23 protein-coding genes are annotated in these 25380 nt (G+C 61.2%); 17 read left to right on the forward strand and 6 right to left on the reverse strand.

Annotated features, from left to right (window positions below; all coding sequences use genetic code 11):
• Positions 1-65: 65 nt before the first annotated feature.
• The 3 genes from FBY02_RS14755 to gap form a co-directional block, all read right to left on the reverse strand.
• Positions 66-971, reverse strand: a complete 906-nt coding sequence (locus tag FBY02_RS14755) for a FecR domain-containing protein (RefSeq protein ID WP_371921422.1) — start codon at positions 969-971, stop codon at positions 66-68.
• 149 nt (positions 972-1120) lie between these two features.
• Positions 1121-1627, reverse strand: coding sequence for an RNA polymerase sigma factor (locus FBY02_RS14760; RefSeq protein WP_144928730.1), 507 nt, complete (start codon positions 1625-1627; stop codon positions 1121-1123).
• A gap of 200 nt (positions 1628-1827) precedes the next feature.
• Positions 1828-2829: a type I glyceraldehyde-3-phosphate dehydrogenase gene (gene gap / locus FBY02_RS14765; protein WP_047701880.1), complete on the reverse strand. Its 1002-nt coding sequence runs from the start codon at positions 2827-2829 to the stop codon at positions 1828-1830.
• 229 nt (positions 2830-3058) lie between these two features.
• On the opposite strand from gap, the gene edd reads away from it, so the two are divergent.
• The 11 genes from edd to FBY02_RS14825 all read left to right on the forward strand — a co-directional run bounded on the left by edd (position 3059) and on the right by FBY02_RS14825 (position 16724).
• Positions 3059-4885: a phosphogluconate dehydratase gene (edd, locus tag FBY02_RS14770; protein WP_144928733.1), complete on the forward strand. Its 1827-nt coding sequence runs from the start codon at positions 3059-3061 to the stop codon at positions 4883-4885.
• Positions 4882-5841: a glucokinase gene (locus FBY02_RS14775; protein ID WP_144928735.1), complete on the forward strand. Its 960-nt coding sequence runs from the start codon at positions 4882-4884 to the stop codon at positions 5839-5841. The genes edd and FBY02_RS14775 overlap by 4 nt, the downstream gene beginning before the upstream one ends.
• 177 nt (positions 5842-6018) lie before the next feature.
• Positions 6019-6750 carry a response regulator gene (locus FBY02_RS14780; RefSeq protein WP_144928737.1) on the forward strand — a complete coding sequence of 244 codons (732 nt, stop codon included), beginning with the start codon at positions 6019-6021 and terminating at the stop codon, positions 6748-6750.
• Positions 6740-8209, forward strand: coding sequence for an ATP-binding protein (locus FBY02_RS14785; RefSeq protein WP_144928739.1), 1470 nt, complete (start codon positions 6740-6742; stop codon positions 8207-8209). Before FBY02_RS14780 ends, FBY02_RS14785 begins: the two co-directional genes overlap by 11 nt.
• 243 nt (positions 8210-8452) lie before the next feature.
• Positions 8453-9712 (forward strand): AGE family epimerase/isomerase, encoded by a 1260-nt coding sequence (locus FBY02_RS14790; RefSeq protein ID WP_144928741.1) that lies wholly within the window; start codon positions 8453-8455, stop codon positions 9710-9712.
• Positions 9713-9826: 114 nt separating this feature from the next.
• Positions 9827-11113 (forward strand): ABC transporter substrate-binding protein, encoded by a 1287-nt coding sequence (locus FBY02_RS14795; protein WP_144928743.1) that lies wholly within the window; start codon positions 9827-9829, stop codon positions 11111-11113.
• A 144-nt stretch (positions 11114-11257) separates the two neighbouring features.
• A complete protein-coding gene (locus FBY02_RS14805) occupies positions 11258-12166 on the forward strand; it encodes a carbohydrate ABC transporter permease (protein WP_047701875.1) in 909 nt (302 codons plus the stop codon).
• Positions 12159-13004 (forward strand): carbohydrate ABC transporter permease, encoded by an 846-nt coding sequence (locus FBY02_RS14810; protein WP_047701874.1) that lies wholly within the window; start codon positions 12159-12161, stop codon positions 13002-13004. Before FBY02_RS14805 ends, FBY02_RS14810 begins: the two co-directional genes overlap by 8 nt.
• Before the next feature lie 2 nt (positions 13005-13006).
• Positions 13007-14167 carry an ABC transporter ATP-binding protein gene (locus FBY02_RS14815; RefSeq protein WP_144928747.1) on the forward strand — a complete coding sequence of 387 codons (1161 nt, stop codon included), beginning with the start codon at positions 13007-13009 and terminating at the stop codon, positions 14165-14167.
• Between the two features lie 200 nt (positions 14168-14367).
• The gene (locus FBY02_RS14820) at positions 14368-15714 is read left to right on the forward strand and encodes a carbohydrate porin (protein WP_144928749.1); all 1347 of its coding nucleotides are present in this window, start codon (positions 14368-14370) and stop codon (positions 15712-15714) included.
• Positions 15715-15869: 155 nt separating this feature from the next.
• Positions 15870-16724, forward strand: coding sequence for a D-hexose-6-phosphate mutarotase (locus FBY02_RS14825; protein ID WP_144928751.1), 855 nt, complete (start codon positions 15870-15872; stop codon positions 16722-16724).
• Between the two features lie 131 nt (positions 16725-16855).
• Here FBY02_RS14825 and FBY02_RS14830 read toward each other — a convergent pair whose 3' ends face one another.
• A complete protein-coding gene (locus FBY02_RS14830) occupies positions 16856-17716 on the reverse strand; it encodes a MurR/RpiR family transcriptional regulator (protein ID WP_171057240.1) in 861 nt (286 codons plus the stop codon).
• A gap of 196 nt (positions 17717-17912) precedes the next feature.
• Here FBY02_RS14830 and zwf point away from each other — a divergent pair, with 196 nt between their 5' ends.
• Genes zwf through FBY02_RS14845 form a run of 3 tightly spaced genes read left to right on the forward strand, consistent with a single transcriptional unit; the run spans position 17913 to position 20765 of the window.
• Positions 17913-19382, forward strand: coding sequence for a glucose-6-phosphate dehydrogenase (zwf, locus tag FBY02_RS14835; protein ID WP_047701870.1), 1470 nt, complete (start codon positions 17913-17915; stop codon positions 19380-19382).
• Positions 19369-20082 carry a 6-phosphogluconolactonase gene (pgl, locus tag FBY02_RS14840; RefSeq protein ID WP_144928753.1) on the forward strand — a complete coding sequence of 238 codons (714 nt, stop codon included), beginning with the start codon at positions 19369-19371 and terminating at the stop codon, positions 20080-20082. Before zwf ends, pgl begins: the two co-directional genes overlap by 14 nt.
• 17 nt (positions 20083-20099) lie before the next feature.
• On the forward strand, positions 20100-20765 hold the full coding sequence (locus tag FBY02_RS14845) for a bifunctional 4-hydroxy-2-oxoglutarate aldolase/2-dehydro-3-deoxy-phosphogluconate aldolase (RefSeq protein WP_144928755.1): 666 nt from the start codon (positions 20100-20102) through the stop codon (positions 20763-20765).
• Between the two features lie 110 nt (positions 20766-20875).
• On the opposite strand, the gene FBY02_RS14850 is transcribed toward FBY02_RS14845, so the two are convergent.
• Both FBY02_RS14850 and FBY02_RS14855 read right to left on the reverse strand, forming a co-directional pair.
• A complete protein-coding gene (locus tag FBY02_RS14850) occupies positions 20876-22063 on the reverse strand; it encodes an aminotransferase class V-fold PLP-dependent enzyme (RefSeq protein ID WP_144928757.1) in 1188 nt (395 codons plus the stop codon).
• 12 nt (positions 22064-22075) lie between these two features.
• Positions 22076-22312: a DUF3820 family protein gene (locus tag FBY02_RS14855; RefSeq protein ID WP_024781183.1), complete on the reverse strand. Its 237-nt coding sequence runs from the start codon at positions 22310-22312 to the stop codon at positions 22076-22078.
• Between the two features lie 205 nt (positions 22313-22517).
• Here FBY02_RS14855 and FBY02_RS14860 point away from each other — a divergent pair, with 205 nt between their 5' ends.
• The 3 genes from FBY02_RS14860 (at position 22518) to FBY02_RS14870 (ending at position 25380) form a co-directional block, all read left to right on the forward strand.
• A complete protein-coding gene (locus tag FBY02_RS14860; protein WP_144928759.1) occupies positions 22518-22982 on the forward strand; it encodes a PA2169 family four-helix-bundle protein in 465 nt (154 codons plus the stop codon).
• A gap of 204 nt (positions 22983-23186) precedes the next feature.
• A complete protein-coding gene (locus FBY02_RS14865; protein ID WP_144928761.1) occupies positions 23187-25187 on the forward strand; it encodes an FUSC family protein in 2001 nt (666 codons plus the stop codon).
• Positions 25174-25380 carry a DUF1656 domain-containing protein gene (locus FBY02_RS14870; RefSeq protein WP_144928764.1) on the forward strand — a complete coding sequence of 69 codons (207 nt, stop codon included), beginning with the start codon at positions 25174-25176 and terminating at the stop codon, positions 25378-25380. The genes FBY02_RS14865 and FBY02_RS14870 overlap by 14 nt, the downstream gene beginning before the upstream one ends.

Genomic DNA, 25380 nt, shown 5'->3' on the forward strand with positions numbered 1-25380 from the left:
GAATCAATTGCATTGGCTATAACGAGACGAATCAGCGAAACCTATCGAGTAAAAATAATTCTCATTTAGTTCAGGATCACCAGCGCGGGGAATTCCTGAAGCTGTGCAGAAGTGATATGAGCCAGGGAGCGAACCACGTCCAGCGGCTGGTCGAGGCGGTAGTTACCGGTGACTGCGACCTGCGCCAATTGCTCGTTGCGGTTGATGATCCAGCCCGGATAGTAGCGCCGCAGTTCGGCCAGGACCTGGCTTAATGGCCGGTTTTCGAACACTAGCCGGCCCTGGACCCAGGCCAGGTCGGTACTGGTGTCGAGCGGGGCCGGGCGGTCGAAGCCGTTGGGCCCGATGCGGATGCTTTCCCCGGCCGAGAGCCGGACATGGGTGTCGTTGCGGTTGGCCCGCAGGTCCACATCGCCGCGCTGGACCTGGACCTGGGCCACGCCGTCGAGGTAGCGCACCGCGAACGTGGTGTTACTGACACTGGCGGTGACCGGCCCGGCATCGATCTCCAGTGGCAGGTTGCGATTGTCGGGCACCTCGAAAAACGCTTCGCCCTTGTACAACCGGGCCACATGACGCTGTTCGTTGAAAGTGCTGGAAAAGGCCGAGTCGGTGTTGAGCAGGACCTTGGAGCCGTCTTCCAGTTGCAGGCGCTGGCGCTCACCGACCACCGTCAGGTGATCGGCCTGGAAACGCAGGGGCAGGTCGCTGAAATTGAACAGGCCGAGGAGGAGCACGGCAGCGGTGGCCAGGGGTTTCCAATGGGCGCGCAAGCGTGACAACGCGCTCACCCTGGAGGCGGCCTGGAGTTGCCGGGCACTCTCCTTCACGTGCGGGCCGTTCCAGAGGGTCTGGGCCCTGAGAAATGCTTCGCCATGGCGCGGATCGGCTGCCAGCCAGACCTGGAATTGCCGGGCCTGCTCCTGGCTGGGGTTGTCCAGCAGGATCAGCCAGTCCAGCGCCTGCTCCATGGCATGGGCGGTGTCCTGCGCTGTCGTAGACTCTTGGGCTTGGTGATTATCCGTCACGATGGTTACTCGGCATTAGTGGCAAGCGACAAGCTACGAGCGGCAAGCAACAGATGGCAAGCCTGCGCTGCTTGTAGCTTGCCGCTTGAAGCTTACACCTGACAACTCCTCACACAGATCGCCATGATCAGTTTCAGTTCCTTTTGCACGGTACTCAGGGACACACCCAGCTCTGCGGCGATGTTCTGATAACCATGACCGTGCAGGCGACTGAGAATGAAAATCCGCTGTTGGCGCGGACTCAGCGCTTGCAGGCTGACGTTGAGGCGCTCGAGCATCTGTTCGGCATGGGCGGCGTCTTCGGCGCTGCTCTGGGACGCGACCACATTGTGGACAACTTCCAGGGGGACGTCGTCCAGCACGGTCCGTGACTGCATGCGCCGCGCCCGCAAATGATCCCGTGCCAGGTTGCGGGCGGTCTGGAAGACAAAGGGTTCGAGATGCTCGACTGTACGTTCACCCAAGGCGCGGGAGACGCGCAGATAGGTTTCCTGGAGCAGGTCTTCGGCAGTGCTGGGGTTGTTGACCATGCGCTCGAGGGTGCGCAGCAGGGGTGTGCGCTGGGCGAGGAAGACGTGGTGAAAGCGCGATTGACTCACGGTGAGGCCGATTCGGTTATGTCAAATGATAGTAATTATCATTTGGTTTGCAGGTCAAGCCCGAATCTCATCACCGCCCCAAATCATTGTGGGAGCGGGCTTGCTCGCGAAGGCGGCGTGTCAGTCAGTAGAAATATTCACTGAATACACCGCTTTCGCGAGCAAGCCCGCTCCCACAGAAATGCTCTAAGTTCAGCCGATCACTCCGCGTTGCACAACGCCAGGCAGTTATCGAGCATGCGGTTGGAGAAGCCCCACTCGTTGTCATACCAGGCCAGTACCTTGAGCAGCTTGCCGCTGACTTTGGTGTGGTTGGCGTCGAAGATCGACGACAGCGGGTTGTGGTTGAAGTCGCTGGAGACCAGCGGCAGGGTGTTGTAGCCGAGGATCTTCGAATGTTGGCTGGCCTGGCGCAGCAGTTCGTTGACTTCTTCAGCCGACGCTTCGCGCTTGAGCTGCACGGTCAGGTCCACCAGGGACACGTTGATCACCGGTACACGCACGGCCATGCCGGTCAGCTTGCCCGCCAGTTCCGGCAGCACCAGGCCCACCGCTTCGGCGGCACCGGTCTTGCTCGGGATCATGTTCTGGGTGGCTGAACGGGCGCGGTACGGGTCGGTGTGGTAGACGTCGGTCAGGTTCTGGTCGTTGGTGTAGGCATGGATGGTAGTCATCAGGCCGCTTTCGATGCCCAGCTCGCGATGCAGCACCTGGGCCACCGGGGCCAGGCAGTTGGTGGTGCAGGAAGCGTTGGAAATGATCTGGTGGGACTGGCGCAGGATGTCATGGTTCACGCCATACACCACGGTGGCGTCGGCGCCCTTGGCCGGGGCCGAGATGATCACCTTGCGGGCGCCGGCACTGATATGGGCGGCGGCCTTGGCGCGGTCGGTGAACAGCCCGGTGCACTCGAACACCACGTCGATCTTCTCGGCGGCCCAGGGCAGTTCGGCCGGATTGCGGATGGCGCTGACCGCGATGCGGTCGCCATTGACCGTCAGGCTTTCGTTATCGTGCTGCACGTCTGCATCGAAAGTGCCGTGGACGGTGTCGTACTTGAGCAGGTGAGCATTGATCGCACTGTCGCCCAGGTCGTTGATGGCGACGATCTGCAAGTCGCGACGATAGCCTTGGGTATACAGTGCACGGAGGACGTTGCGGCCGATGCGGCCAAAACCATTGATTGCGATTCGAAGAGTCATTAACTGCGCCGCCATCGATTTGTTGTTGGAATTACAAGATTATTCGCATAGAAATAGAAAACAAGCCTTTTTGATGGCAATATTTTGTTTTATCTACAACGAGTGACCTGAATCAACTGGTCCGAGTGGTCAGAAACCGTTTGTCGCCTTTCCTTTCACAGGGCGCGCAGCCGGTCTTGACCAGCATAGACAATCAGGTCGCCACACCCGTTAGCCTGGAGTTCTACACATGCATCCCCGCGTTCTTGAGGTCACCGAACGGCTTATCGCCCGCAGCCGCGCCACGCGTCAGGCTTACCTTGCATTGATCCGCGGTGCTGCCAGCGACGGTCCGATGCGCGGCAAGCTGCAATGCGCCAACTTCGCCCATGGCGTGGCCGGTTGCGGCAGCGAAGACAAGCATCACCTGCGGATGATGAACGCCGCCAACATCGCCATCGTGTCGTCCTATAACGACATGCTCTCGGCCCACCAGCCCTACGAAACCTTCCCGGAACAGATCAAGAAAGCCTTGCGCGAGATCGGCTCGGTCGGCCAGTTCGCGGGCGGTACGCCGGCCATGTGCGATGGCGTCACCCAGGGCGAGGCGGGGATGGAGCTGAGCCTGCCGAGTCGCGAAGTGATCGCGATGTCCACGGCGGTGGCGTTGTCCCACAACATGTTCGACGGCGCGCTGATGCTCGGCATCTGCGACAAGATCGTCCCGGGCCTGATGATGGGCGCGCTGCGCTTCGGTCACTTGCCGACGATCTTCGTGCCCGGCGGGCCGATGGTCTCGGGCATTTCCAACAAGGAAAAAGCCGACGTGCGTCAGCGCTACGCCGAAGGCAAGGCGACCCGCGAAGAGCTGCTGGAATCGGAGATGAAGTCCTACCACAGCCCCGGCACGTGCACCTTCTACGGCACCGCGAACACCAACCAGCTGCTGATGGAAGTGATGGGCCTGCACTTGCCGGGCGCTTCGTTCGTCAACCCGAACACCCCGCTGCGTGATGCCCTGACCCGCGAAGCGGCGTTCCAGGTGACGCGCATGACCAAGCAGAGCGGCAATTTCATGCCCATCGGCGAAATCGTCGACGAGCGTTCGCTGGTCAACTCCATCGTTGCGCTGCACGCCACCGGCGGCTCGACCAACCACACCTTGCACATGCCGGCCATTGCCATGGCGGCGGGCATCCAGTTGACCTGGCAAGACATGGCCGACCTCTCCGAGGTGGTGCCGACCCTGAGTCACGTCTACCCGAACGGCAAGGCCGACATCAACCATTTCCAGGCGGCGGGCGGCATGTCCTTCCTGATCCGCGAACTGCTGGAGGCCGGCCTGCTCCACGAAAACGTCAATACCGTGCTCGGTCGCGGCCTGAGCCGCTACACCCAGGAACCGTTTCTCGAGGATGGCGAGCTGGTGTGGCGCGACGGCCCGATCGAAAGCCTCGATGAAAACATCCTGCGCCCGGTGGCCCGTGCGTTCTCGCCAGAAGGTGGTTTGCGGGTGATGGAAGGCAACCTGGGTCGCGGCGTGATGAAAGTCTCGGCCGTAGCGCTGGAAAACCAGATCGTCGAAGCACCGGCCATGGTCTTCCAGGACCAGCAGGACCTGGCGGATGCGTTCAAGGCCGGGCTGCTGGAGAAGGATTTTGTCGCGGTGATGCGCTTTCAGGGGCCACGCTCCAACGGCATGCCGGAGCTGCACAAGATGACCCCATTCCTCGGTTCGCTGCAGGATCGCGGTTTCAAAGTGGCGTTGGTGACCGACGGGCGCATGTCCGGCGCCTCGGGGAAAATCCCGGCGGCGATCCACGTCAGCCCCGAAGCTTATGTCGGCGGCGCGTTGGCCCGGGTGCAGGAGGGCGATATCATCCGCGTCGATGGCGTCAAAGGCACCTTGGAATTGAAGGTGGACGCCGAGGAATTCGCCGCACGCGAACCGGCCAAGGGCCTGTTGGGCAACAACATCGGCACCGGTCGTGAACTGTTCGGTTTCATGCGCATGGCCTTCAGCTCGGCAGAGCAGGGTGCAAGCGCCTTCACGGCTGCCCTGGAGACGATTAATTGAAACTGGCCCTGGTCGGTGACATCGGTGGGACCAACGCGCGCTTCGCGTTGTGGAAGAACCACAACCTGGAGAACGTCCAGGTGCTGGCGACGGCGGATTACGCCTGCCCTGAAGATGCCATCAAGGTATACCTGAGCGGCATGGGTCTGGAACCCGGCGCCATCGGTTCGGTGTGCCTGTCGGTGGCCGGCCCGGTGGCGGGCGATCTGTTTCGCTTCACCAACAACCACTGGCGCCTGAGCAACCTGGCGTTCTGCAAGACCTTGCAGGTCGAGAAGCTGTTGCTGGTCAACGACTTCTCGGCCATGGCCCTGGGCATGACCCGTTTGCGCCCCGATGAGTACCGGGTCGTGTGCGAAGGCACCCCGGAGCCGATGCGTCCGGCGGTGGTGATCGGGCCGGGCACGGGGTTGGGCGTCGGTACATTGCTGGACCTGGGTGATGGCCGCTTTGCGGCGTTGCCGGGGGAGGGTGGCCATGTCGACCTGCCGATGAGCAGCCCGCGGGAAACCCAGCTCTGGCAGCACATCTACAACGAGATCGGCCACGTCAGCGCCGAAACCGCCCTGAGCGGCAGCGGCTTGCCCCGGGTATATCGGGCAATCTGCGCGGTGGACGGTCATGAACCGGTGCTCGATACCCCGGAATCCATCACCGCCGCCGGCCTGGCCGGCGACCCCATCGCCCTGGAAGTGCTGGAGCAATTCTGCCGCTGGCTGGGACGCGTGGCCGGCAACAATGTGCTGACGGTGGGGGGGCGAGGCGGTGTATACATTGTCGGCGGGGTGATCCCGCGGTTTGCCGATTTCTTCCTCGAAAGCGGCTTCGCCCGCTGCTTCGCCGACAAGGGTTGCATGAGCGATTACTTCAAGGGCATTCCGGTCTGGCTGGTAACGGCGCCGTATTCCGGCCTGATGGGTGCCGGGGTGGCGTTGGAGCAATCTGCCGCCGCTTAAGGTTTGAAATGCAATCCCCTGTGGGAGCGGGCTCGCGAATGCGGTGTTTCATTCAACATTTTCGTTGACTGACACACCGCATTCGCGAGCAAGCCCGCTCCCACAGGGGATTGTGGTTGTTTATAGATCCCGTCCATCAGGCATAATCCGCCAATCCAAACAACAAGGACGAGGCCCGTGAGTTCAGTAAACAAATCGATTTTGTTGGTCGACGACGACCAGGAGATTCGCGAGCTGCTGGACACTTACCTCAGTCGTGCGGGGTTTCAGGTGCGGACCACGCCCGACGGAGCCGGGTTTCGCCAGGCGTTGAACGATGCGCCGAGCGACCTGGTGATCCTCGACGTGATGCTGCCCGATGAAGACGGCTTCAGCCTGTGCCGCTGGGTTCGCCAGCACCCGCGCCAGGCCCATGTGCCGATCATCATGCTCACGGCCAGTTCCGACGAGGCCGACCGGATCATTGGCCTGGAACTGGGGGCCGATGATTATCTCGGCAAGCCGTTCAGCCCACGTGAATTGCAGGCGCGCATCAAGGCCCTGTTACGCCGGGCACAGTTCGGCCAGGAGCGCTCCGGCGGTGAGGTGCTGGCCTTTGATGAATGGCGCCTGGACATGGTCAGTCATCGGCTGTTTCACACTGACGGTGAGGAGGTGATTCTCTCCGGCGCCGATTTCGCCCTGCTCAAACTGTTCCTCGATCATCCCCAGGAAATCCTCGACCGCGACACCATTGGCAACGCCACCCGGGGCCGGGAGTTGATGCCCCTGGACCGGATCGTCGACATGGCGGTCAGTCGCTTGCGCCAGCGCCTGCGTGATACCGACAAGCCGCCACGGTTGATCCGTACGGTGCGCGGCAGTGGTTATCAATTGGCGGCCAATGTGGTTGCCAGCAATGGGCATTGACTGGGCCAGGACACTCGCCCGACGGGTGCCGGTGCCGCGCTCGCTGCTCGGAAGGATGCTGTTGCTGACCTTGCTGGTGGTGTTGTTCGCCCAGACCTTGTCCAGCGTCATCTGGGTGTCGCAACTGCGCGCTACCCAGCTCGAAGGCCTGGTCACCAGCGCCCGCAGCCTGGCCCATTCGATGACGGCCAGCGTCAGCTACCTGCGTTCGCTGCCGGTGGCCTACCGGCCGCTGGTGCTGGACCAATTGCGCAGCATGGGCGGCACGCGGTTTGTCGTCACGCTCAACGACAAACCCCTGGGCATGGATGTGCTGCCGGTCACGCCGCGCAAGCTGGCAGTGCTCAAGGCAGTGGATGAAGTGCTGCGCAAGTCCCTGGGCAATAACACCGATATTTCCGTGACCTTCGTCAGCCCCGATGACCTGCGGATTTTCAACGGTGGATTGAAACTCGACGAGTTGCCACGCTCGTGGGCTCACTACGCCTTGACCCTTGAGCCCGTGAATCCGCCGGTACTGGTCACGCAGATCCAGATGGCGCCGGGCGAATGGTTGTACATCGCCTCGCTACTGCCCGAGCCCTATACCAGCCTCGAAGAACAGGACCTGCCAAAGCAGCAGGTCGGCTTCATCGTGCTCACCAGCAGCCTGTTGTTGCTGTTCATCGGCTTGCTCGTGCACTGGCAGAGCCGCCCGCTCAAGCGCCTGGCCCGGGCGGCCCGGGATATGTCGCTGGGCGCCGAAGTGGAGCCGGTGGCCGAGGGCGGCGGCAGCGAAGTGGTCGAGGTTGGCCGCGCCTTCAATGCCATGCGTGAGCGCATCAGCCGCTACCTGACCGAGCGTAGCCAGTTGTTCAGCGCGATTTCCCATGACCTGCGCACACCGATCACCCGCCTGCGGCTGCGGGTCGAACTGCTGGAGGACGAGAACCTGCAGGCCAAGTTCGGCCGTGACCTGGATGAGTTGGAGCTGTTGGTCAAAGGGGCGCTGCAGTGCGTCAAGGACACCGACATCCATGAAAACATCGAGCTGGTGGACCTCAACCATGTGCTCGATTGCCTGGTGGAACCTTACCTTGCCCCCAACGGCAATGGCCGTGTGACCCAGGATGGCCGGGCGCTGGCGCCGTATCCCGGCAAGCCGCTGGCCCTTAAGCGCTGTATCGGTAACCTGATCGACAACGCCTTGAAATACGGACAGAACGCCCACCTGCACATCGACGACGATGAAACCGCGTTCATCCTGCATGTCGACGATGAAGGTCCGGGTGTGCCGGAGCAGCGTCTGGAGCAGGTTTTCGAGCCGCACTTCAGGCTGGCCGGGCAACAGCAGGGATATGGCCTGGGGCTGGGTATCGCCCGCAACATCGCCCACAGCCATGGGGGGGAAGTGAGCCTGCAGAACCTGCGTGAGGGTGGGTTGCGGGTGACCTTGCAGTTGCCTCGGAGTGTTGACTAGGTACACCGCGTTATCGTTCTTCGCGGGCAAGCCCGCTCCCACATTGGACCTGGTTAAGCACAAATATCGTGTTCGACACAGAACCCTGTGGGAGCGGGCTTGCCCGCGAAGACGCCAGCAGCCTCACCTCATCTCTTGGAGAAATGTCACAAGTCGGTGACATAACTCGCCCCTTTCGTTACCTGCCCTCCGCCCTCCCTTGTTTAGACTCGCTGCGTCAAAACAACAAAAAGGTCTTCCCCGATGGACACCTTCCAACCGGCCTTCAGCAGTTGGCTGAATGCACCTGCCCACCAGCAATGGCTCGCCGCCGAAGGCTTGCGGTTGCTGGCGTTCGCCAAGGCGTCGAGGCTGCCGGACGGTTTCGGCAACCTGGACGAGCGCGGTTGCCTGCCGACCGGCGCCCGGGCTGAAACCATGAACACCGCCCGCATGACCCACAGCTTCGCCATGGCCCATGCCCAGGGCCTGCCGGGCTTCGCCGAACTGGTGGACCACGGCATCCAGGCCCTCGCTGGCCCCTTGCGGGACGCCGAATACGGCGGCTGGTTTGCCACGACGCAACCCGATGAAAACGACACCGGCAAGGCTGCCTATCTGCATGCTTTCGTGGCTCTGGCCGCCAGTTCCGCCGTGGTGGCCCAGCGTCCCGGCGCCCAGGCGCTGTTGGACGAGGCGGTGGGGGTCATCGACACGCATTTCTGGAGTGAGGAAGAGGGCGCGCTGCGCGAATCCTTCAGCCGTGACTGGAGCGTCGAGGAAGCCTATCGCGGCGCCAACAGCAACATGCACGCCACCGAAGCATTCCTGGCCCTGGCCGATGTCACCGACGATCCGCGCTGGCTCGCCCGCGCGCTGCGCATCGTCGAACGGGTGATCCACGGCCATGCGGCGGCCAACGATTATCGGGTGGTGGAGCATTTCGACCGCCACTGGCAGCCACTGCGCGAGTACAACCACGACAATCCCGCCGATGGCTTCCGTCCGTATGGCACCACGCCGGGCCACGGTTTCGAGTGGGCCCGCCTGCTCTTGCACCTCGAAGCGGCGCGTGTGCGGATCGGCATGCTGACCCCGGGCTGGCTGGTCCAGGATGCGCAGAAACTGTTCGAGCAGAACTGCCGTTACGGCTGGGATGTCGATGGCGCCCCTGGCATTGTCTACACGCTGGGTTGGGATAATCGCGCGGTGGTCCGCCATCGCCTGCACTGGGTCCATGCCGAAGCGGCGGCCGCTGCCAGCGCCTTGCTCAAGCGCACCGACGAGGCGCAGTACGAAACCTGGTACCGGTGCTTCTGGGAGTTTTGCGAGAAGCACTTCATCGACCGGTGCAACGGTAGTTGGCACCACGAACTCGATCCGCAGAACCGCCCCAGTGCCGACATCTGGCCAGGCAAGCCGGACCTGTACCACGCCTGGCAGGCGGTGCTGATTCCACGCCTGCCCCTGGCGCCGAGCATGGCCTCGGCGCTGGCGCAATTGTCTGCACCGGCAACCGTGTAACCATGTCGTGACATTTACGCATCCCTTCGTTACCTGTGAAGGGAATTACCCTGTTTAGAATCCATGCAGCGCAAGCCACAGACTTGCATGCATAACAACAAAAAAGGTACTCAGATGAACGCGATTAATCGCCTCGCCGTTGCTGTTTCCATTGCCTCGTTGTTTCCCCTCAGTGCTTTTGCCGCCGACTCGAAAGGGACGGTCGAAGTGGTGCATTGGTGGACCTCGGGCGGTGAGAAGGCGGCTGTTGATGTCCTGAAGGCCCAAGTCGAGAAGGACGGTTTCACCTGGAAAGACGGCGCCGTCGCAGGCGGTGGTGGTTCCACGGCCATGACCGTGCTGAAAAGCCGCGCAGTCGCCGGCAACCCGCCAGGCGTTGCCCAGATCAAGGGCCCCGACATCCAGGAATGGGCGTCGACCGGGCTGCTCGACAGCGACGTCCTCAAGAACGTTGCCAAAGACGAGAAGTGGGACTCCCTTCTCGACAAGAAAGTCTCCGATACCGTGAAGTACGAGGGCGACTATGTGGCCGTGCCGGTGAACATCCACCGGGTCAACTGGCTGTGGATCAACCCGGAAGTCTTCAAGAAAGCCGGCATCACGAAAAACCCGACCACCCTCGAAGAATTCTACGCCGCTGGCGACAAGCTGAAGGCTGCGGGCTTTATCCCGCTCGCCCACGGCGGCCAGCCTTGGCAGGACAGCACCGTGTTCGAAGCGGTGGTGCTCTCGGTCATGGGCGCTGATGGCTACAAGAAAGCCCTGGTTGACCTGGACGACAAGGCACTGACCGGTCCGGAAATGGTCAAGGCGCTGACCGAGCTGAAGAAAGTCGCAACCTACATGGACGCCGACGGCAAGGGCCAGGACTGGAACCTCGAAGCGGCCAAGGTCATCAACGGCACGGCCGGCATGCAGATCATGGGCGACTGGGCCAAGAGCGAGTGGACCGCGGCCAAGAAAGTCGCCGGCAAGGACTACGAGTGCGTAGCCTTCCCGGGCACCGACAAGGCTTTCACCTACAACATCGACTCCCTGGCGGTGTTCAAGCAGAAAGACAAGGGCACTTCTGCCGGTCAGCAGGACATTGCCAAGGTCGTGCTGGGTGAAAACTTCCAGAAGGTCTTCAGCATCAACAAGGGCTCGATCCCGGTTCGTAACGACATGTTGAAGGACATGGGCAAGTACGGTTTCGACTCCTGTGCCCAGACCGCTGCCAAGGACTTCCTCGCCGACGCCACGACCGGTGGCTTGCAGCCGAGCATGGCGCACAACATGGCGACCACGTTGGCGGTACAAGGCGCGTTCTTTGACGTAGTGACCAACTACATCAACGACCCGAGTGCCAACCCTGCCGACACTGCCAAGAAGCTCGGCGCTGCGGTCAAGTCCGCGAAGTAAACGGTAGCAACGCTGTCCCTGTGGGAGCGGGCTTGCTCGCGAAAGCGGAGTGTCAGGCAACCGTGTGGAATGACACGACGCCTTCGCGAGCAAGCCCGCTCCCACAAGGGATGTCACTGTAGTTTTCAAGTACTGGATTTCCCCATGAGCTCTGTTGCTGTGTTCAGCAAGGCCTCGCCGTTCGATGCGCTGCAGCGCTGGCTTCCCAAACTGGTGCTGGCGCCCAGCATGTTCATCGTCCTGGTGGGCTTTTATGGCTACATCCTGTGGACGTTTCTGCTCTCGTTCACCAACTCGACTTTCCTCCCCACCTACAAATGGGTCGGTCTGGCGCAATACGCCCGGCTGTTCGACAACGACCGCTGGTGGGTCGCGAGCAAGAACCTCGCGGTGTTCGGTGGCATGTTCATTGGCATCACCCTGGTGATCGGCGTGCTGCTGGCGGTATTCCTCGACCAGCGTATCCGTCGCGAAGGTTTCATCCGCACCATTTACCTGTACCCGATGGCGCTCTCCATGATCGTCACCGGTACCGCCTGGAAGTGGCTGCTCAACCCGGGCATGGGCCTGGACAAGCTGCTGCGTGACTGGGGCTGGGAAGGTTTTCGCCTGGACTGGCTGATCGACCCGGATCGCGTGGTGTATTGCCTGGTGATCGCCGCCGTGTGGCAAGCCTCGGGCTTCATCATGGCGATGTTCCTGGCCGGCCTGCGGGGTGTCGATCAATCGATCATCCGTGCTGCGCAGATCGATGGCGCGAGCATGCCCAGGATTTACTGGAAGGTGGTCCTGCCGAGCCTGCGTCCGGTGTTCTTCAGCGCCGTGATGATCCTGGCGCACATCGCGATCAAGAGTTTCGACCTGGTGGCGGCCATGACGGCCGGTGGCCCGGGCTATTCGTCCGACCTGCCCGCCATGTTCATGTACTCCTTCACCTTCAGCCGCGGCCAGATGGGCATGGGCTCGGCCAGTGCGATCCTGATGCTCGGTGCGATCCTCGCGATCATCGTGCCTTACCTGTATTCCGAGCTGAGGGCCAAGCGTCATGACTAGTCTCGCCACCAAACCCGGTATCAGCCTGAGTCGCATCGCGATCTACGCGGTGCTGATCCTCGCCGTACTGCTTTATCTGGTTCCGCTGGTGGTCATGCTGTTGACCAGCTTCAAGACCCCGGAAGACATCAGCACCGGTAACCTGTTGAGCTGGCCGACCGTGGTCAGCGGCATCGGCTGGGTCAAGGCCTGGGCGACGGTCAACGGTTACTTCTGGAACTCGATCAAGATCACCGTTCCGGCGGTACTGATTTCCACCGCCATCGGTGCACTGAACGGCTACGTCCTGTCGATGTGGCGCTTCCGCGGTTCGCAGCTGTTCTTCGGGCTGTTGCTGTTCGGTTGCTTCCTGCCATTCCAGACCGTCCTGCTGCCGGCCTCGTTCACCCTCGGCAAGATGGGCCTGGCCAGCACCACCACTGGACTGGTGTTCGTGCACGTGGTGTATGGCCTGGCGTTCACCACGCTGTTCTTCCGCAACTACTACGTCAGCATTCCCGATGCGTTGGTGAAGGCGGCGCGCCTGGACGGTGCGGGTTTCTTCACCATCTTCCGCATGATCATCCTGCCGATGTCGACGCCAATCATCATGGTCTGCCTGATCTGGCAGTTCACGCAGATCTGGAACGACTTCCTGTTTGGCGTGGTGTTCTCCAGCGGCGATTCGCAACCCATCACGGTGGCGTTGAACAACCTGGTCAACACCAGCACCGGGGCCAAGGAATATAACGTTGATATGGCGGCGGCGATGATCGCCGGGCTGCCGACCCTGCTGGTCTACGTGGTCGCAGGCAAGTATTTCGTGCGCGGGCTGACGGCCGGCGCGGTCAAGGGGTAATCATGGCTACGCTCGAACTTCGCAATGTAAACAAGACCTACGGCGCCGGCTTGCCCGACACCCTGAAGAACATCGAATTGTCGATCAAGGACGGTGAATTCCTGATCCTGGTCGGGCCTTCGGGCTGCGGCAAGTCGACCCTCATGAACTGCATCGCTGGCCTGGAAACCATCACCGGTGGCGCGATCATGATCGGCGATCAGGACGTCAGCGGCATGAGCCCCAAGGATCGCGACATCGCCATGGTGTTCCAGTCCTATGCGCTGTATCCGACCATGAGCGTGCGCGAGAACATCGAGTTCGGCTTGAAGATCCGCAAGATGCCGCAATCGGCCATCGACGAGGAAGTGGCCCGGGTTGCCAAGCTGTTGCAGATCGAACACCTGCTCAATCGCAAACCCGGCCAGCTTTCCGGTGGTCAGCAGCAACGCGTGGCCATGGGCCGTGCCCTGGCGCGGCGGCCGAAGATCTACCTGTTCGACGAACCGCTGTCCAACCTCGACGCCAAGCTGCGGGTCGAGATGCGCACCGAAATGAAACTGATGCACCAGCGCCTGAAGACCACCACGGTCTATGTGACCCACGACCAGATCGAGGCCATGACCCTGGGCGACAAAGTGGCGGTGATGAAGGACGGGATCATCCAGCAGTTCGGCACGCCGAAAGACATCTACACCAACCCGGCCAACCTGTTCGTGGCGAGCTTCATCGGTTCGCCACCGATGAACTTCATTCCCCTGCGCCTGCAACGCAAGGAAGGTCGCCTGATGGCGCTGCTCGACAGCGGTCAGGCCCGTTGCGAGTTGCCGTTGGGCATCCAGGACGCCGGTCTGGAAGATCGCGAAGTGATTCTTGGCATGCGTCCGGAACAGATCGTACTGGCCGGCAGCGAGCCGAACGGTTTGCCGACCATTCGTGCCGAGGTCCAGGTCACCGAGCCCACCGGCCCGGATACGCTGGTATTTGTCAGTCTAAATGACACCAAGGTTTGCTGCCGCCTGGCTCCGGACGTGGCACCACGGGCCGGTGAAACAATGACGCTTCAGTTTGATCCTAAAAAAGTATTACTATTTGATGCGCAGACCGGTGAGCGTCTAAGAGTGGCTGGTCAGGCGCAGGCCCAGGAGCGAGCACCGAACGTGGCGCAGTTCAAAGGCCGGTGAAGAACAAATGTGGGAGCGAGCCTGCTCGCGATGACGGTGTGCCTGCCGTCGTATGGGTGAATGACACACCGCTATCGCGAGCAGGCTCGCTCTCACAGAAAGAAGTATGCGGTGGGTGGGGGACCGCCCAGCGCAATCGTTGTAAACCGCGTTAGAAAAAATAAAAACAGTCAAATAACAATAAGACGAGGAATGTAGGGATGAAGAAGAAAAACAATGCCCAGCTCATCTGCCAGTTATCAGCCGTTGCGGCGATGATGCTGGTCGGTAGCGCACAGGCTGATGAAGCGTTCAGCGCCGATTCGAAGTGGATGACGGGTGACTGGGGCGGTAAACGTACCGAGCTGATCGAACAGGGTATCGACATCAAGGCCGACTACGTCGGTGAAGTGGGTGGCAACCTGCACGGCGGCTACAACAACGACAAGACTGCGCGTTACGCAGACCAGTTCGGTCTGGGCGTGGCACTGGACCTGCAAAAGCTGTGGGGCTGGGATAACACCCAGGCCAAGATCCAGCTGACCAACCGTAACGGCGAAAACATTTCCAACGACCGCGTCGGCGACCCGCGTGCCGGCACCTTGAGTTCTTCCCAGGAAGTCTACGGCCGTGGTCACATGGTCCGTCTGACCCAATTGTGGATCAAGCACCAGTTCCTCGACGGCAAGCTGGACGTCAAGGCTGGTTACTTCGGTGAAGGCGAAGACTTCAACACCTTCCCTTGCGAATTCCAGAATCTGGCGTTCTGCGGCTCCCAGGTGGGTAACTGGGCCACCGGTATCTGGTACAACTGGCCAGTGAGCCAGGCCGCGATCCGCGTGAAGTACAACATCACGCCTGAGTTCTATGCACAGATCGGTGCCTACAACCAGAACCCTTCGCAGCTGGAACATGGCAACGGCTTCAAACTCAGCGGCAGTGGTACCAAGGGCACCGTGATCCCGGTCGAGCTGGTCTGGTCGCCGAAGGTCAACAGCCTGCCGGGTGAATACCGTGTCGGTTACTACAAGAGCACGGCCGATGCCAATGACGTTCGTGAAGATGACAACGGTGACGATGCCGCGACTACCGGCAACGCCTATCGCAGCCACAACAGCAAGCACGGCTACTGGTTCGTTGCGCAGCAGCAACTCACCACCCACAACGGTGATGCGTCCCGCGGCCTGAACATCGCAGCCAACGCGACTTTCCACGACAAGGACACCAACGTCGTCGACAACTACCAGTCGCTGATGTTCGTGTACAAGGGGCCGTTCGATGCCCGTCCAAAAGATGACATCGGCATCGGTTTCTCCCGTATCCATGTCAATGATGACGTGAAGAAAAACGCCGAGCTGACCAACGCTGCCAACGGTGTGAGCGACTACGACAACCCGTTGTTCGCCCCGCTGCGTGAGACCGAGTACAACTACGAGCTCAACTACGGTGTCCACGTCACCAACTGGCTGACCGTACGTCCCAACCTGCAGTACATCACCCATCCGGGTGGCGTGGATGAAGTGGACAACGCGCTGGTGGCCGGCCTGAAAATTCAGTCGGTGTTCTAACGCTGTTGCGATAAGCTCCTCTCTATGTGCGCATAATTTGCGGACGGCCAAGGCTGTCCGCTTTTTTTTGTAAAGTGCCAGGCCGGAGCAGAACCCCTCGCCACAAAAAGTGCTTTATCCCGTTGAGAATTCAATGATTTCCAGGACCGCGGCCCATGCATGAGCATCCACTGCAACGCTTTTTCAGATCCTTGCGCGAGCGTCCGGTGTTTGCGTGGGAGCGCTATCGGCAGCGCGATGTGTTGGTGATTGATCATCCACTGTGCCAGGCGGTGTTCAGTCGCCAGGGCGCGCAGTTGCTGCATTTCCAGCCCCGTGGGCAGAAGCCCTGGTTGTGGTGCGCGGCCAAATGGCCCCAGGTCGGGGCGATACGGGGCGGGGTGCCGGTGTGCTGGCCGTGGTACGGCCGTCACCCGAGCGAAAACGCCTGGCCGTCCCATGGCTGGGCGCGGCTGATCGACTGGAAGCTGCTGGACAGCCGCAGCGACGACGACGGTGTGCATCTGCACTGGCAATTGCAGCTGTGCGACTGGCAAGTGGACCTGCATGCGGACCTTGGAGAGCGCATGGAACTGCGCTTGAGTACCGAGCACCAAGACAGCTTGCCGTGCCAGTTGAGCCAGGCTTTGCATGCCTACTGGCGTATCGGTGACGTCGGTGAGGTAGCGCTGTCTGGGCTCGAAGGCGCCCAGGGTTACGACCATCTGAACCGCACCGTCTGTCAGCAGAAAGGCGAGTTGCGGGTCGAGGGTGGCTGCCAGCGGGTGTTCCAGCACGAAGGGGAGTTGCAGCTCAGGGACCATGCCTGGCAGCGAGCGCTGTGCATCGATACCGGCGACAGCGCCGACACTGTGGTATGGCATCCCGGTACCCGACCGTTGCTGGGGGTGAGCTGGGATGAAGTCAGTGAATTCGTCTGTGTCGAAGCGGCCAGCGGCGGCACCGACAGCCTGTGCCTGGCGCCGGGGGAGCGGGCGCACCTGAGTTTGCAGGCGCGGGTGGGGGCTTGATTCAGGATTTGTAGTGTTGCTACCGGCCTCTTCGCGAGCAAGCCCGCTCCCACATTTGAAATGCATTCCAACTTGTGGGAGCGGGCTTGCTTGCGAAACTGACTAACGGACGCCGAAGCTCCTGAGCCGAATCAATTGAACTCATCCCCCACTGGATAGCGGCTGGCATTCAGGCTTTCCTTGATCTTGCGCAGATGCGGCTGGAAATCCACGCCACGGCGCAGGGTCATGCCGGTGGCGAGCACATCCAGCACCGTGAGCTGGATGATCCGCGAGGTCATCGGCATGTAGATGTCGGTGTCTTCGGGGAGCGGAATATTCAGGCTCAGGGTACTGGCCTTGGCCAGAGGGGAGTTTTCCGCGGTGAGTCCTAATACCGAAGCGCCGTTCTCCCGGGCGATGCGCGCCACTTCCACCAGTTCGCGGGTGCGACCGGTGTAGGAAATGATCACGAACAGCTCGCCGGTGTGAGCCACCGACGCGATCATGCGTTGCATCAGCACGTCGGCATGGGCGGTCACGGCCAGGTTGAAACGGAAAAACTTGTGCTGGGCATCCAGCGCCACCGGGGCCGAGGCACCGAGGCCGAAGAAGTGGATCTGTCGGGCCTGGATCAACAGGTCCACGGCACGGCTGATCAAATTTGGATCAAGTGCTTGGCAGGCACTGTCCAACGAAGCAATGGCACTGCCAAAGATTTTCTGGGTATAGGCTTCGGGATTGTCGTCGGCCTCTACTGCACGGCTGACATAAGCGGCGCCGCTGGCCAGGCTCTGGGCCAGTTGCAGCTTGAGCTCCGGGTAGCCGCTGACGCCGAACGAACGGCAGAAGCGGTTGACCGTGGGCTCGCTGACCGACGCGGCCTGGGCGAGGGCGGCGATGCTGAAACGGGTGGCCTGCTGTGGGTTGAGCAGGATCACCTCGGCCACCTTGCGTTCTGCCTTGTTCAGGTCTTCAAGGCGACTCTGGATCTGCTCCAGTAAATTTCGCACGCGGTCCATAGAGGATTCCTAGAAAGACGGGTCTTTGATACGACCCTTTGCGGTGGCCTATCCTACTGATGGCTCCGGCGGACCACCACTCGGAATCGGTATTTTCGGAAAATGTTGTGGTTATTACTACATTTTTCCTTGAGTGATGCCTTGAAAAAAGGTATTTGTAGCTTAACTTGATAAAAGAACAAACATCATGCCTTCGATAACGGTTGAACCGTGCACCTTTGCCTTGTTCGGCGCGCTGGGCGATCTGGCCCTGCGCAAGCTGTTTCCTGCCCTTTACCAACTCGACGGCGCCGGTCTGTTGCACGAGGACACGCGAATCATCGCGCTGGCCCGTGAACCCGGCAGCGAGCAGCAGCACCTGGCGTTCATCGCCACGGAACTGCGCCGCTATGTGGGCGACAAGGAGCTGAACGAAACCGTGGTCGAGCGCTTCATGGCGCGCCTGACCTACCTGCATGTGGATTTCCTCAAGGCCGACGATTATGTCGCCCTGGCCGAACAGATTGGCGCGGCCCAGCAGGTCATTGCCTATTTCGCCACCCCAGCGGCGGTGTACGGCTCGATCTGCGAGAACCTGGCAAAGGTCGGCTTGAGCGAAAACACCCGTGTCGTACTGGAGAAGCCCATCGGCTCGGACCTGGAATCCTCGCGCAAGGTCAACGACGCCGTGGCGCAGTTCTTCCCGGAGAACCGCACCTATCGTATCGACCACTACCTGGGTAAAGAGACGGTCCAGAACCTGATCGCGCTGCGGTTCGCCAACAGCCTGTTCGAAACCCAGTGGAACCAGCATTATATTTCCCACGTGGAAATCACGGTGGCCGAGAAGGTCGGCATCGAAGGCCGCTGGGGCTATTTCGACAAAGCCGGACAACTGCGGGACATGATCCAGAACCACCTGTTGCAGCTGCTGTGCCTGATCGCCATGGACCCGCCGGCCGAACTGTCCGCCGACAGTATTCGTGACGAGAAGGTCAAGGTGCTCAAGGCATTGGCGCCGATCAGTCCCGAAGGCCTGACCACCCAGGTGGTGCGCGGCCAGTACATCGCCGGCCACAGCGAAGGCAAGGCGGTGCCCGGCTATCTGGAAGAGCCAAATTCCAATACCCAGAGCGACACCGAAACCTTCGTTGCCCTGCGCGCCGACATCCGCAACTGGCGCTGGGCCGGGGTTCCGTTCTACCTGCGTACCGGCAAGCGCATGCCGCAAAAGCTGTCGCAGATCGTCATTCACTTCAAGGAACCGTCCCACTACATCTTCGCTCCCGAGCAGCGCTTGCAGATCAGCAACAAACTGATCATCCGTCTGCAGCCGGACGAAGGGATTTCCCTGCGGGTGATGACCAAGGACCAAGGCCTGGACAAGGGCATGCAGTTGCGCAGCGGTCCTTTGCAACTCAACTTTTCCGACACCTGGCGTAGCGCGCGGATTCCCGATGCCTACGAGCGCTTGCTGCTGGAAGTCATGAACGGCAATCAGAACCTGTTTGTCCGTAAAGATGAAATCGAAGCCGCGTGGACATGGTGTGACCAGTTGATCGCCGGATGGAAAAAGTCCGGTGATGCGCCCAAGCCGTACGCGGCCGGGTCCTGGGGGCCGATGAGCTCCATTGCACTGATCACGCGGGACGGGAGGTCATGGTATGGCGATATCTGAAGTGAAACTGCCCCAGGGCGTCAGCGCCCTGGAATTCAAGAGCCCGGTGCTGTTGGCTGAAGGCCTGGCATTGAACGTGGCCGAGCAACTGCGCGAGGCGATCAGCGCACGTGGCACGGCGGTCCTGGTGGTATCTGGCGGCCGCAGTCCGGTGGCTTTCTTCCAGAGCCTGGCCAAGCAAGCGCTGGATTGGTCGAAAGTGGTGGTGAGCCTGGCGGACGAGCGCTGGGTACCGGTTGAACATGCTGACAGCAATGCCGGTCTGCTCAAGCGTTATCTGTTGCAAGGCCCGGCGGCCAAGGCCCAGTTCCTGAGCCTCTACAGCGCCAGTGCCAACCTGGAGGCAGCCGCCGAGCAGGCTGATCGCCTGTTGGCCGAGCTGCCGCCCATCGATGTGCTCGTATTGGGCATGGGCGATGACGGGCATACCGCATCGTTGTTCCCCGACAGCCCGAACCTGGCCGAAGCATTGGACACGCAGGGCGCTCGTCGTTGCTGGCCAATGCTGGCGCCGACCGTGCCGCACCAGCGCCTGACCATGAGCCGTGCCTTGCTGGCCTCGGCGAAACACAAGGTGCTGTCGATTTCCGGTCAATCGAAATTGACCACCCTGAACGCTGCGGTGGCCGGTGACAACGTCGCCGAAATGCCGGTCCGCGCGTTTTTGCAACCTACGTTAGAGATTTACTGGTGCCCATGAACCAAGGATCAGCCGCTATGACAAACCTACCCCCGACCGTTTCCATGGCGGACAAAGTTACCCTGATCGACGATCTGTGCGCCAAGGCGCGGATCCTGCCGGTCATCACCATCGCCCGCGAACAGGACATCCTGCCGCTGGCCGATGCCCTGGCGGCCGGTGGCCTGACGGCGCTGGAAGTGACCTTGCGTTCCCAGTTCGGCCTCAAGGCCATTCAGGTACTGCGTGAGCAGCGTCCGGAGCTGGTGACCGGTGCCGGCACGGTGCTCGACCGCCAGATGCTGGCCGCTGCCGAGGCGGCAGGTTCGCAGTTCATCGTGACCCCGGGCATCACCCGTGATTTGCTCCAAGCCAGTGTCGACAGCCCGATTCCGTTGCTGCCAGGCATCAGCAATGCCTCCGGCATCATGGAAGGCTATAGCCTGGGCTATCGCCGCTTCAAATTGTTCCCTGCGGAAGTCAGTGGTGGTGTCGCCGCCATCAAGGCCCTGGGCGGCCCGTTCGGCGAAGTGAAATTCTGCCCGACCGGTGGCGTCGGCCCGGCCAATATCAAGAACTACATGGCGTTGAAAAACGTGATGTGCGTGGGCGGTAGCTGGATGCTCGATCCGGAGTGGATCAAGAACGGCGACTGGGCCCGTATCCAGGAATGCACCGCCGAGGCATTGGCGCTGCTGGACTGATTGTTTTACCGAACTTCGTTGGGTGTTCTACGGCTTTACGGTGCGCTTGGTCGGCGCACCGTTTTTTTTTGCCTGAATTTCAGCTTCCACTGAACCTGTGGCGAGGGGACCTATGTTCGGCTCAAATCAAGCAGCGCCTTGATGAGCCGCTCGATATCGCTCGCCAGGGTGATCAACCCCGGCGTGATACGGATACAGGGCCCCACGCTGGTGTTGCGCACCACGGTGAAGATCCCGTACTCGTTGAGCAATCGGTCAGCCATTACCTGCTGATCTGCGTGGTCGGTGAAACGCATCGAGGTGATGCCGCAGTAGAGTCGCCGGTCATCCGGGGTCATGACTTCGATACCCGGCAGATCCCGCACTGCCTTGACCCACAGGTCGCGCAAGTAACAGAGTCGCGTACCTTTGGCCAGGGCGCCACCCAGGGCGCGGTGTTCTTCGAATACCAGGGGCAGGGTCAGCAGGGCCGGAATATTCGGCGTGCTGTGGGGCGTGCGTGAGCGGACGTCGTTTGCCGGGTAATGACTGTCGTCCATGTCCGGATCGATATCGGCCAGGCGTTGCGGGGCGATGTACAGGAAACCCAGGGCCAGGGGCCCGCCGATCCATTTCTGCAGATTGAATCCAGCGAACGGGATACCCATCTGGGCCAGGTCGAAATCGATCTGGCCCAGAGCGTGGGCGCCGTCGAGGATGATGTCGACATCGAACTCCCGAGCCGTTTCGGCAATGGCCTGTACTGGCATCACCAGCCCGGTGAGGTGGTTGACGTAGGTCAGCGTCATCAGTTTCAGGCGCGGGTAGCGAATGAACGCCTCCCGGTAAGTCCCCACCAGGCTCTCGAAACTGGCCGGATGCTGGTGAACCAGTTCGATCAGCTCCACGCCACGCTGGCGGGCCAGCCAGCGCATCGCGTTCTTGACCGACTGATATTCCAGGTCACAGATCAGCACCTGGTCGCCAGGCTTCAGGCCGTTGTAGTTGCGAATCAACGATTGCAGGGAGTCCACCGCACTTCGGGTCAGCGCCACGGTTTGCGCAGGCGCCTTGATCAACTCTGCCACTTGGCGGCGAATCGCCTCGCCTTGTTCACGGTCGAACTGCTGGCGCACGTACACCGAGTTGCTGCGGTTGATGAAGTCGATGTTGCGCTGGTACTCCTCGACCACGGTCCGCGACATGCGCCCGAAGTAGCCGTTTTCCAGGTTCAGCGGTCCATCGGCGGCGACGTCGTAGCGGTCGACAAAGGTCTGCCAGAAAGCTTCATCGTGGGCGTACAGGGTGTTCTCGGGCATGGGAGGGCCTGATCAGGGGCGGGGTTTGGGTTTGCCGTGCTTGACGCGCAGCGGGTCGAGCAGGTCGGACAGACCGTTGTGATCGATCTCCTGCATCAACGCCAGCAAACCGCCCAATTCTCCGTGGGGAAAACCTTCGCGGGCAAACCAGTTCAGGTACTGACCGGGCAGGTCGGCCAGGATTCGGCCTTTGTATTTACCGAAGGGCATCTGGCGCGTGACCAGCAGTTCGAGGGTTTCCGGGTTCATGGCAAATGTCTTGAATCAATCAGGTTTGAAAATACAGGCATTCTGCATGCAGGCCAAATGACAGATCATGCAAATAACGCGGATACAGATTTTGTCTATTTAATTAACTTATTGATTTTTAGGATTAATTATCCTCGGTCGAAGCTGGCATGGCCGATGCAATATTCCTTGCAGGTTTTTTATTCACCAGCAAAGGAATTGAAAAATGACCGATATGAACAAAGAAGCCATCGCCGTCCTGAACGACCTGATCCAGACCAGCAAGGATGGTCAGGAAGGCTTCAAGACCTGCGCCGAAGACATCAAGCATCCGCAACTCAAGAAGTTGTTCGAGCAACGCTCCGTAGATTGTGCCACCGCTGCGTCCGAACTGCAGACGGCCGTTCGCTCGTTGGGTGGCGATCCGGAAACCTCCACCAGCGTCTCTGGTGACCTGCACCGCCGTTGGGTGGATGTGAAGTCCATGTTTACCGGCAAGGACGAGGAAGCGGTACTCAACGAAGCCGAGCGCGGCGAAGACCATGCGCTGAAGGCCTACAGGGAAGCCATGGAGAAGATCACCAAGCACAATCTGCTCGGCATCCGTGATCTGGTTGAACGCCAGTTCCACGGCGTGCAACGCAACCATGATCAGGTCAAGGCGCTGCGTAACCAGGCACGCGCCAGCTGATACCTGTGCTTGATCCAGAAAACGCCAGCTTGTCTGGCGTTTTTTTGTGGCGATTTATCGGCAAGCACATTTTGGAAAAAGTGTCTTGTCGAATCCACGAGTAATCAGCTCTGGACTCAAATAGATAGCCAGCTAATAATTGCGCCTGCCCCATTACTCATCATTGCAACTATCGTTACTGCAACCCCGCAAAGAGTGTCCTGCGTGCCCATTACCTTCCAGGCCTTGTTCGCCCCCGACCGCCTCGCTGTGCAGTTCGCCATCAAGACCGTCCTCGGTGGCGGACTGGCGCTGTGGCTGGCATTGCGATGGGGGCTGGAGCAGCCGTCGTGGGCGTTGATGACTGCGTTCATCGTGGCGCAGCCGCTGTCGGGGATGGTGGTGCAAAAGGGGCTGGCGCGGCTGCTCGGTACGCTGGTGGGGACCGTCATGTCGGTGGTCTTCATGGGGTTGTTCGCGCAGACTCCGTGGTTGTTCCTGTTGGCGCTGGCCGTGTGGCTGGGGCTGTGCACGGCCTGTTCGACGTTGCTGCGAAGTGCCTGGTCCTATTCGTTCGTGCTGGCCGGCTACACGGTGGCGATCATCGCCTTGCCGGCCGTTTCCCACCCGTTGGGGGTGTTCGATCAGGCGGTGGCGCGCTGCACCGAGATCAGCCTGGGCATTGTCTGCGCCACGGCCGCCAGCGCCTTGCTCTGGCCGTTACGGGTCGAGCGACAGTTGGCGGGCCAGGCCCATGCCGCCTGGCAGAGCGGCATGCAGGCGGCCCGTGCCACCCTGGCCGGCGACGCCCAGGCGCGCAAGGGCTTGCTGGAGATCCTCGGCCGGATCGTCGCGGTGGATGCCCAGCGCGAACACGCCTGGTTCGAAGGCAGCCTGGGTCGACAGCGCGCCCGAGCCATCAGCGGCTTGAGCCAGAAATTGCTGATGCTCCTGCGTATCGCCCGTTCGGTGCGCCGGCAATGGAAGCAGCTCGAGCCGGCCGAAGCCGAGGCTCTTCAACCCTGGATGAGCGAGGTGCAGCAAGCCCTCGATGCCGATACTGCAACGCTGCAAGCTTTGCGACCGCGGGTACTGGACGCTTCCCACGACCCTTCGATCAGCTCGGCGCAAAGTTACTGCCTGGCGCGTTTCGCCTTGTTGCTCGACACCGCCCTGGCCGCCTGCGCCGCACTGGCGGCGGTGCGGGAGGGCAGGGAGGCGTCGGATCCGCCGCGCACCTTGACGCCCCATCGCGACTTGTCCCTGGCCATGGTATTCGGTGCCCGCAGTGCCTTGGCCTTTCTGGCAGTCTCCTGCTTCTGGCTGGCAACGGCCTGGCCCGCCGCGTCGGGCGCGTTGGTGTTGACGTGTGTGGTGTGCAGCTTGTTTGCCAGTCGCGAAAACGGCGCGCAGATCGGCATGAGTTTCCTGCGGGGCATCCTGCTGGCCGTGCCGACGGCATTCGTGATCGGCGAGATCCTGCTGCCGCAGTGGAGCAGCTTCGCCATGCTTTGCATGGCCATGGGCGTGCCGCTGTTCTTCGGCGCGCTGGGCATGGCCAAGCCGCCGATCTTCGCCACGGCGACGTCGTTCTGCCTGCATTTTGTGGTGCTGGTGTCACCGCTCAACGCCATGAAGTATGACGTGGCGGCATTCTTCAATAACGCTCAGGCAATGATGATCGGCGTAGGGGCGGCGGTGTTGGCATTCAATCTGCTGATTCTGCGCGATCCGGCCTGGCACGGCCGTCGCCTGCTGGCTGCGACGCTGGATGACCTGGTACGCCTGACCCGGCGCAACCTGAGTGGCGCCGAGAGCTGGTTCGGCGGGCGCATGGCCGATCGGCTGTTGCAACTGGCGCGGCATTATCCCGAGCTGCCGGTCCCGTCGCGTAGCCGTTGGGATGATGGACTGCTTGGCCTGGATATCGGCGATGAACTGCTGCACCTGCGCCTGAGCCTGGCCGTCGCCCAGGTGTCCGACAGCCGGGCGCAGCGCCGTTATTTCGAAGCGCTGGAGCAGGTGCTCGAACGCGGTCCGTCCGGTGAGCAGGCCGATGCGTTGGCTCCGGCCAGCGCCGAGTTCCTGAAGGTGTTATCGAAAGAGCCACCTGGCGATGCGCTGAAGTTGGCCCAGGGCGCGGTGGTGCAATTGCAGAACAGCTGGCGCGCCTGGTGCCGCCAGCACGAACCTGAACGACGGGAGCACAGCCATGGGCTTGCGTGAGTGGTCGATAGGCGGGGTGTTGCTCAGCCCGTTCCTGATTTATGTGGTGCTGGCCTTGATGGTGACCGGTGCGCTGCGCCTGTTGCTCAGCCTGGTGCCGGCCGGCCGTTGGATCTGGCACGAAGCCTTGTTCGACTGTGCCCTGTATGTCTGTGTCCTGACAGTGATTACCTTGGTCCTCGGGCCGTTATAA

This window comes from Pseudomonas sp. SJZ078 (assembly GCF_007828255.1).
Taxonomy (GTDB): Bacteria; Pseudomonadota; Gammaproteobacteria; order Pseudomonadales; family Pseudomonadaceae; genus Aquipseudomonas.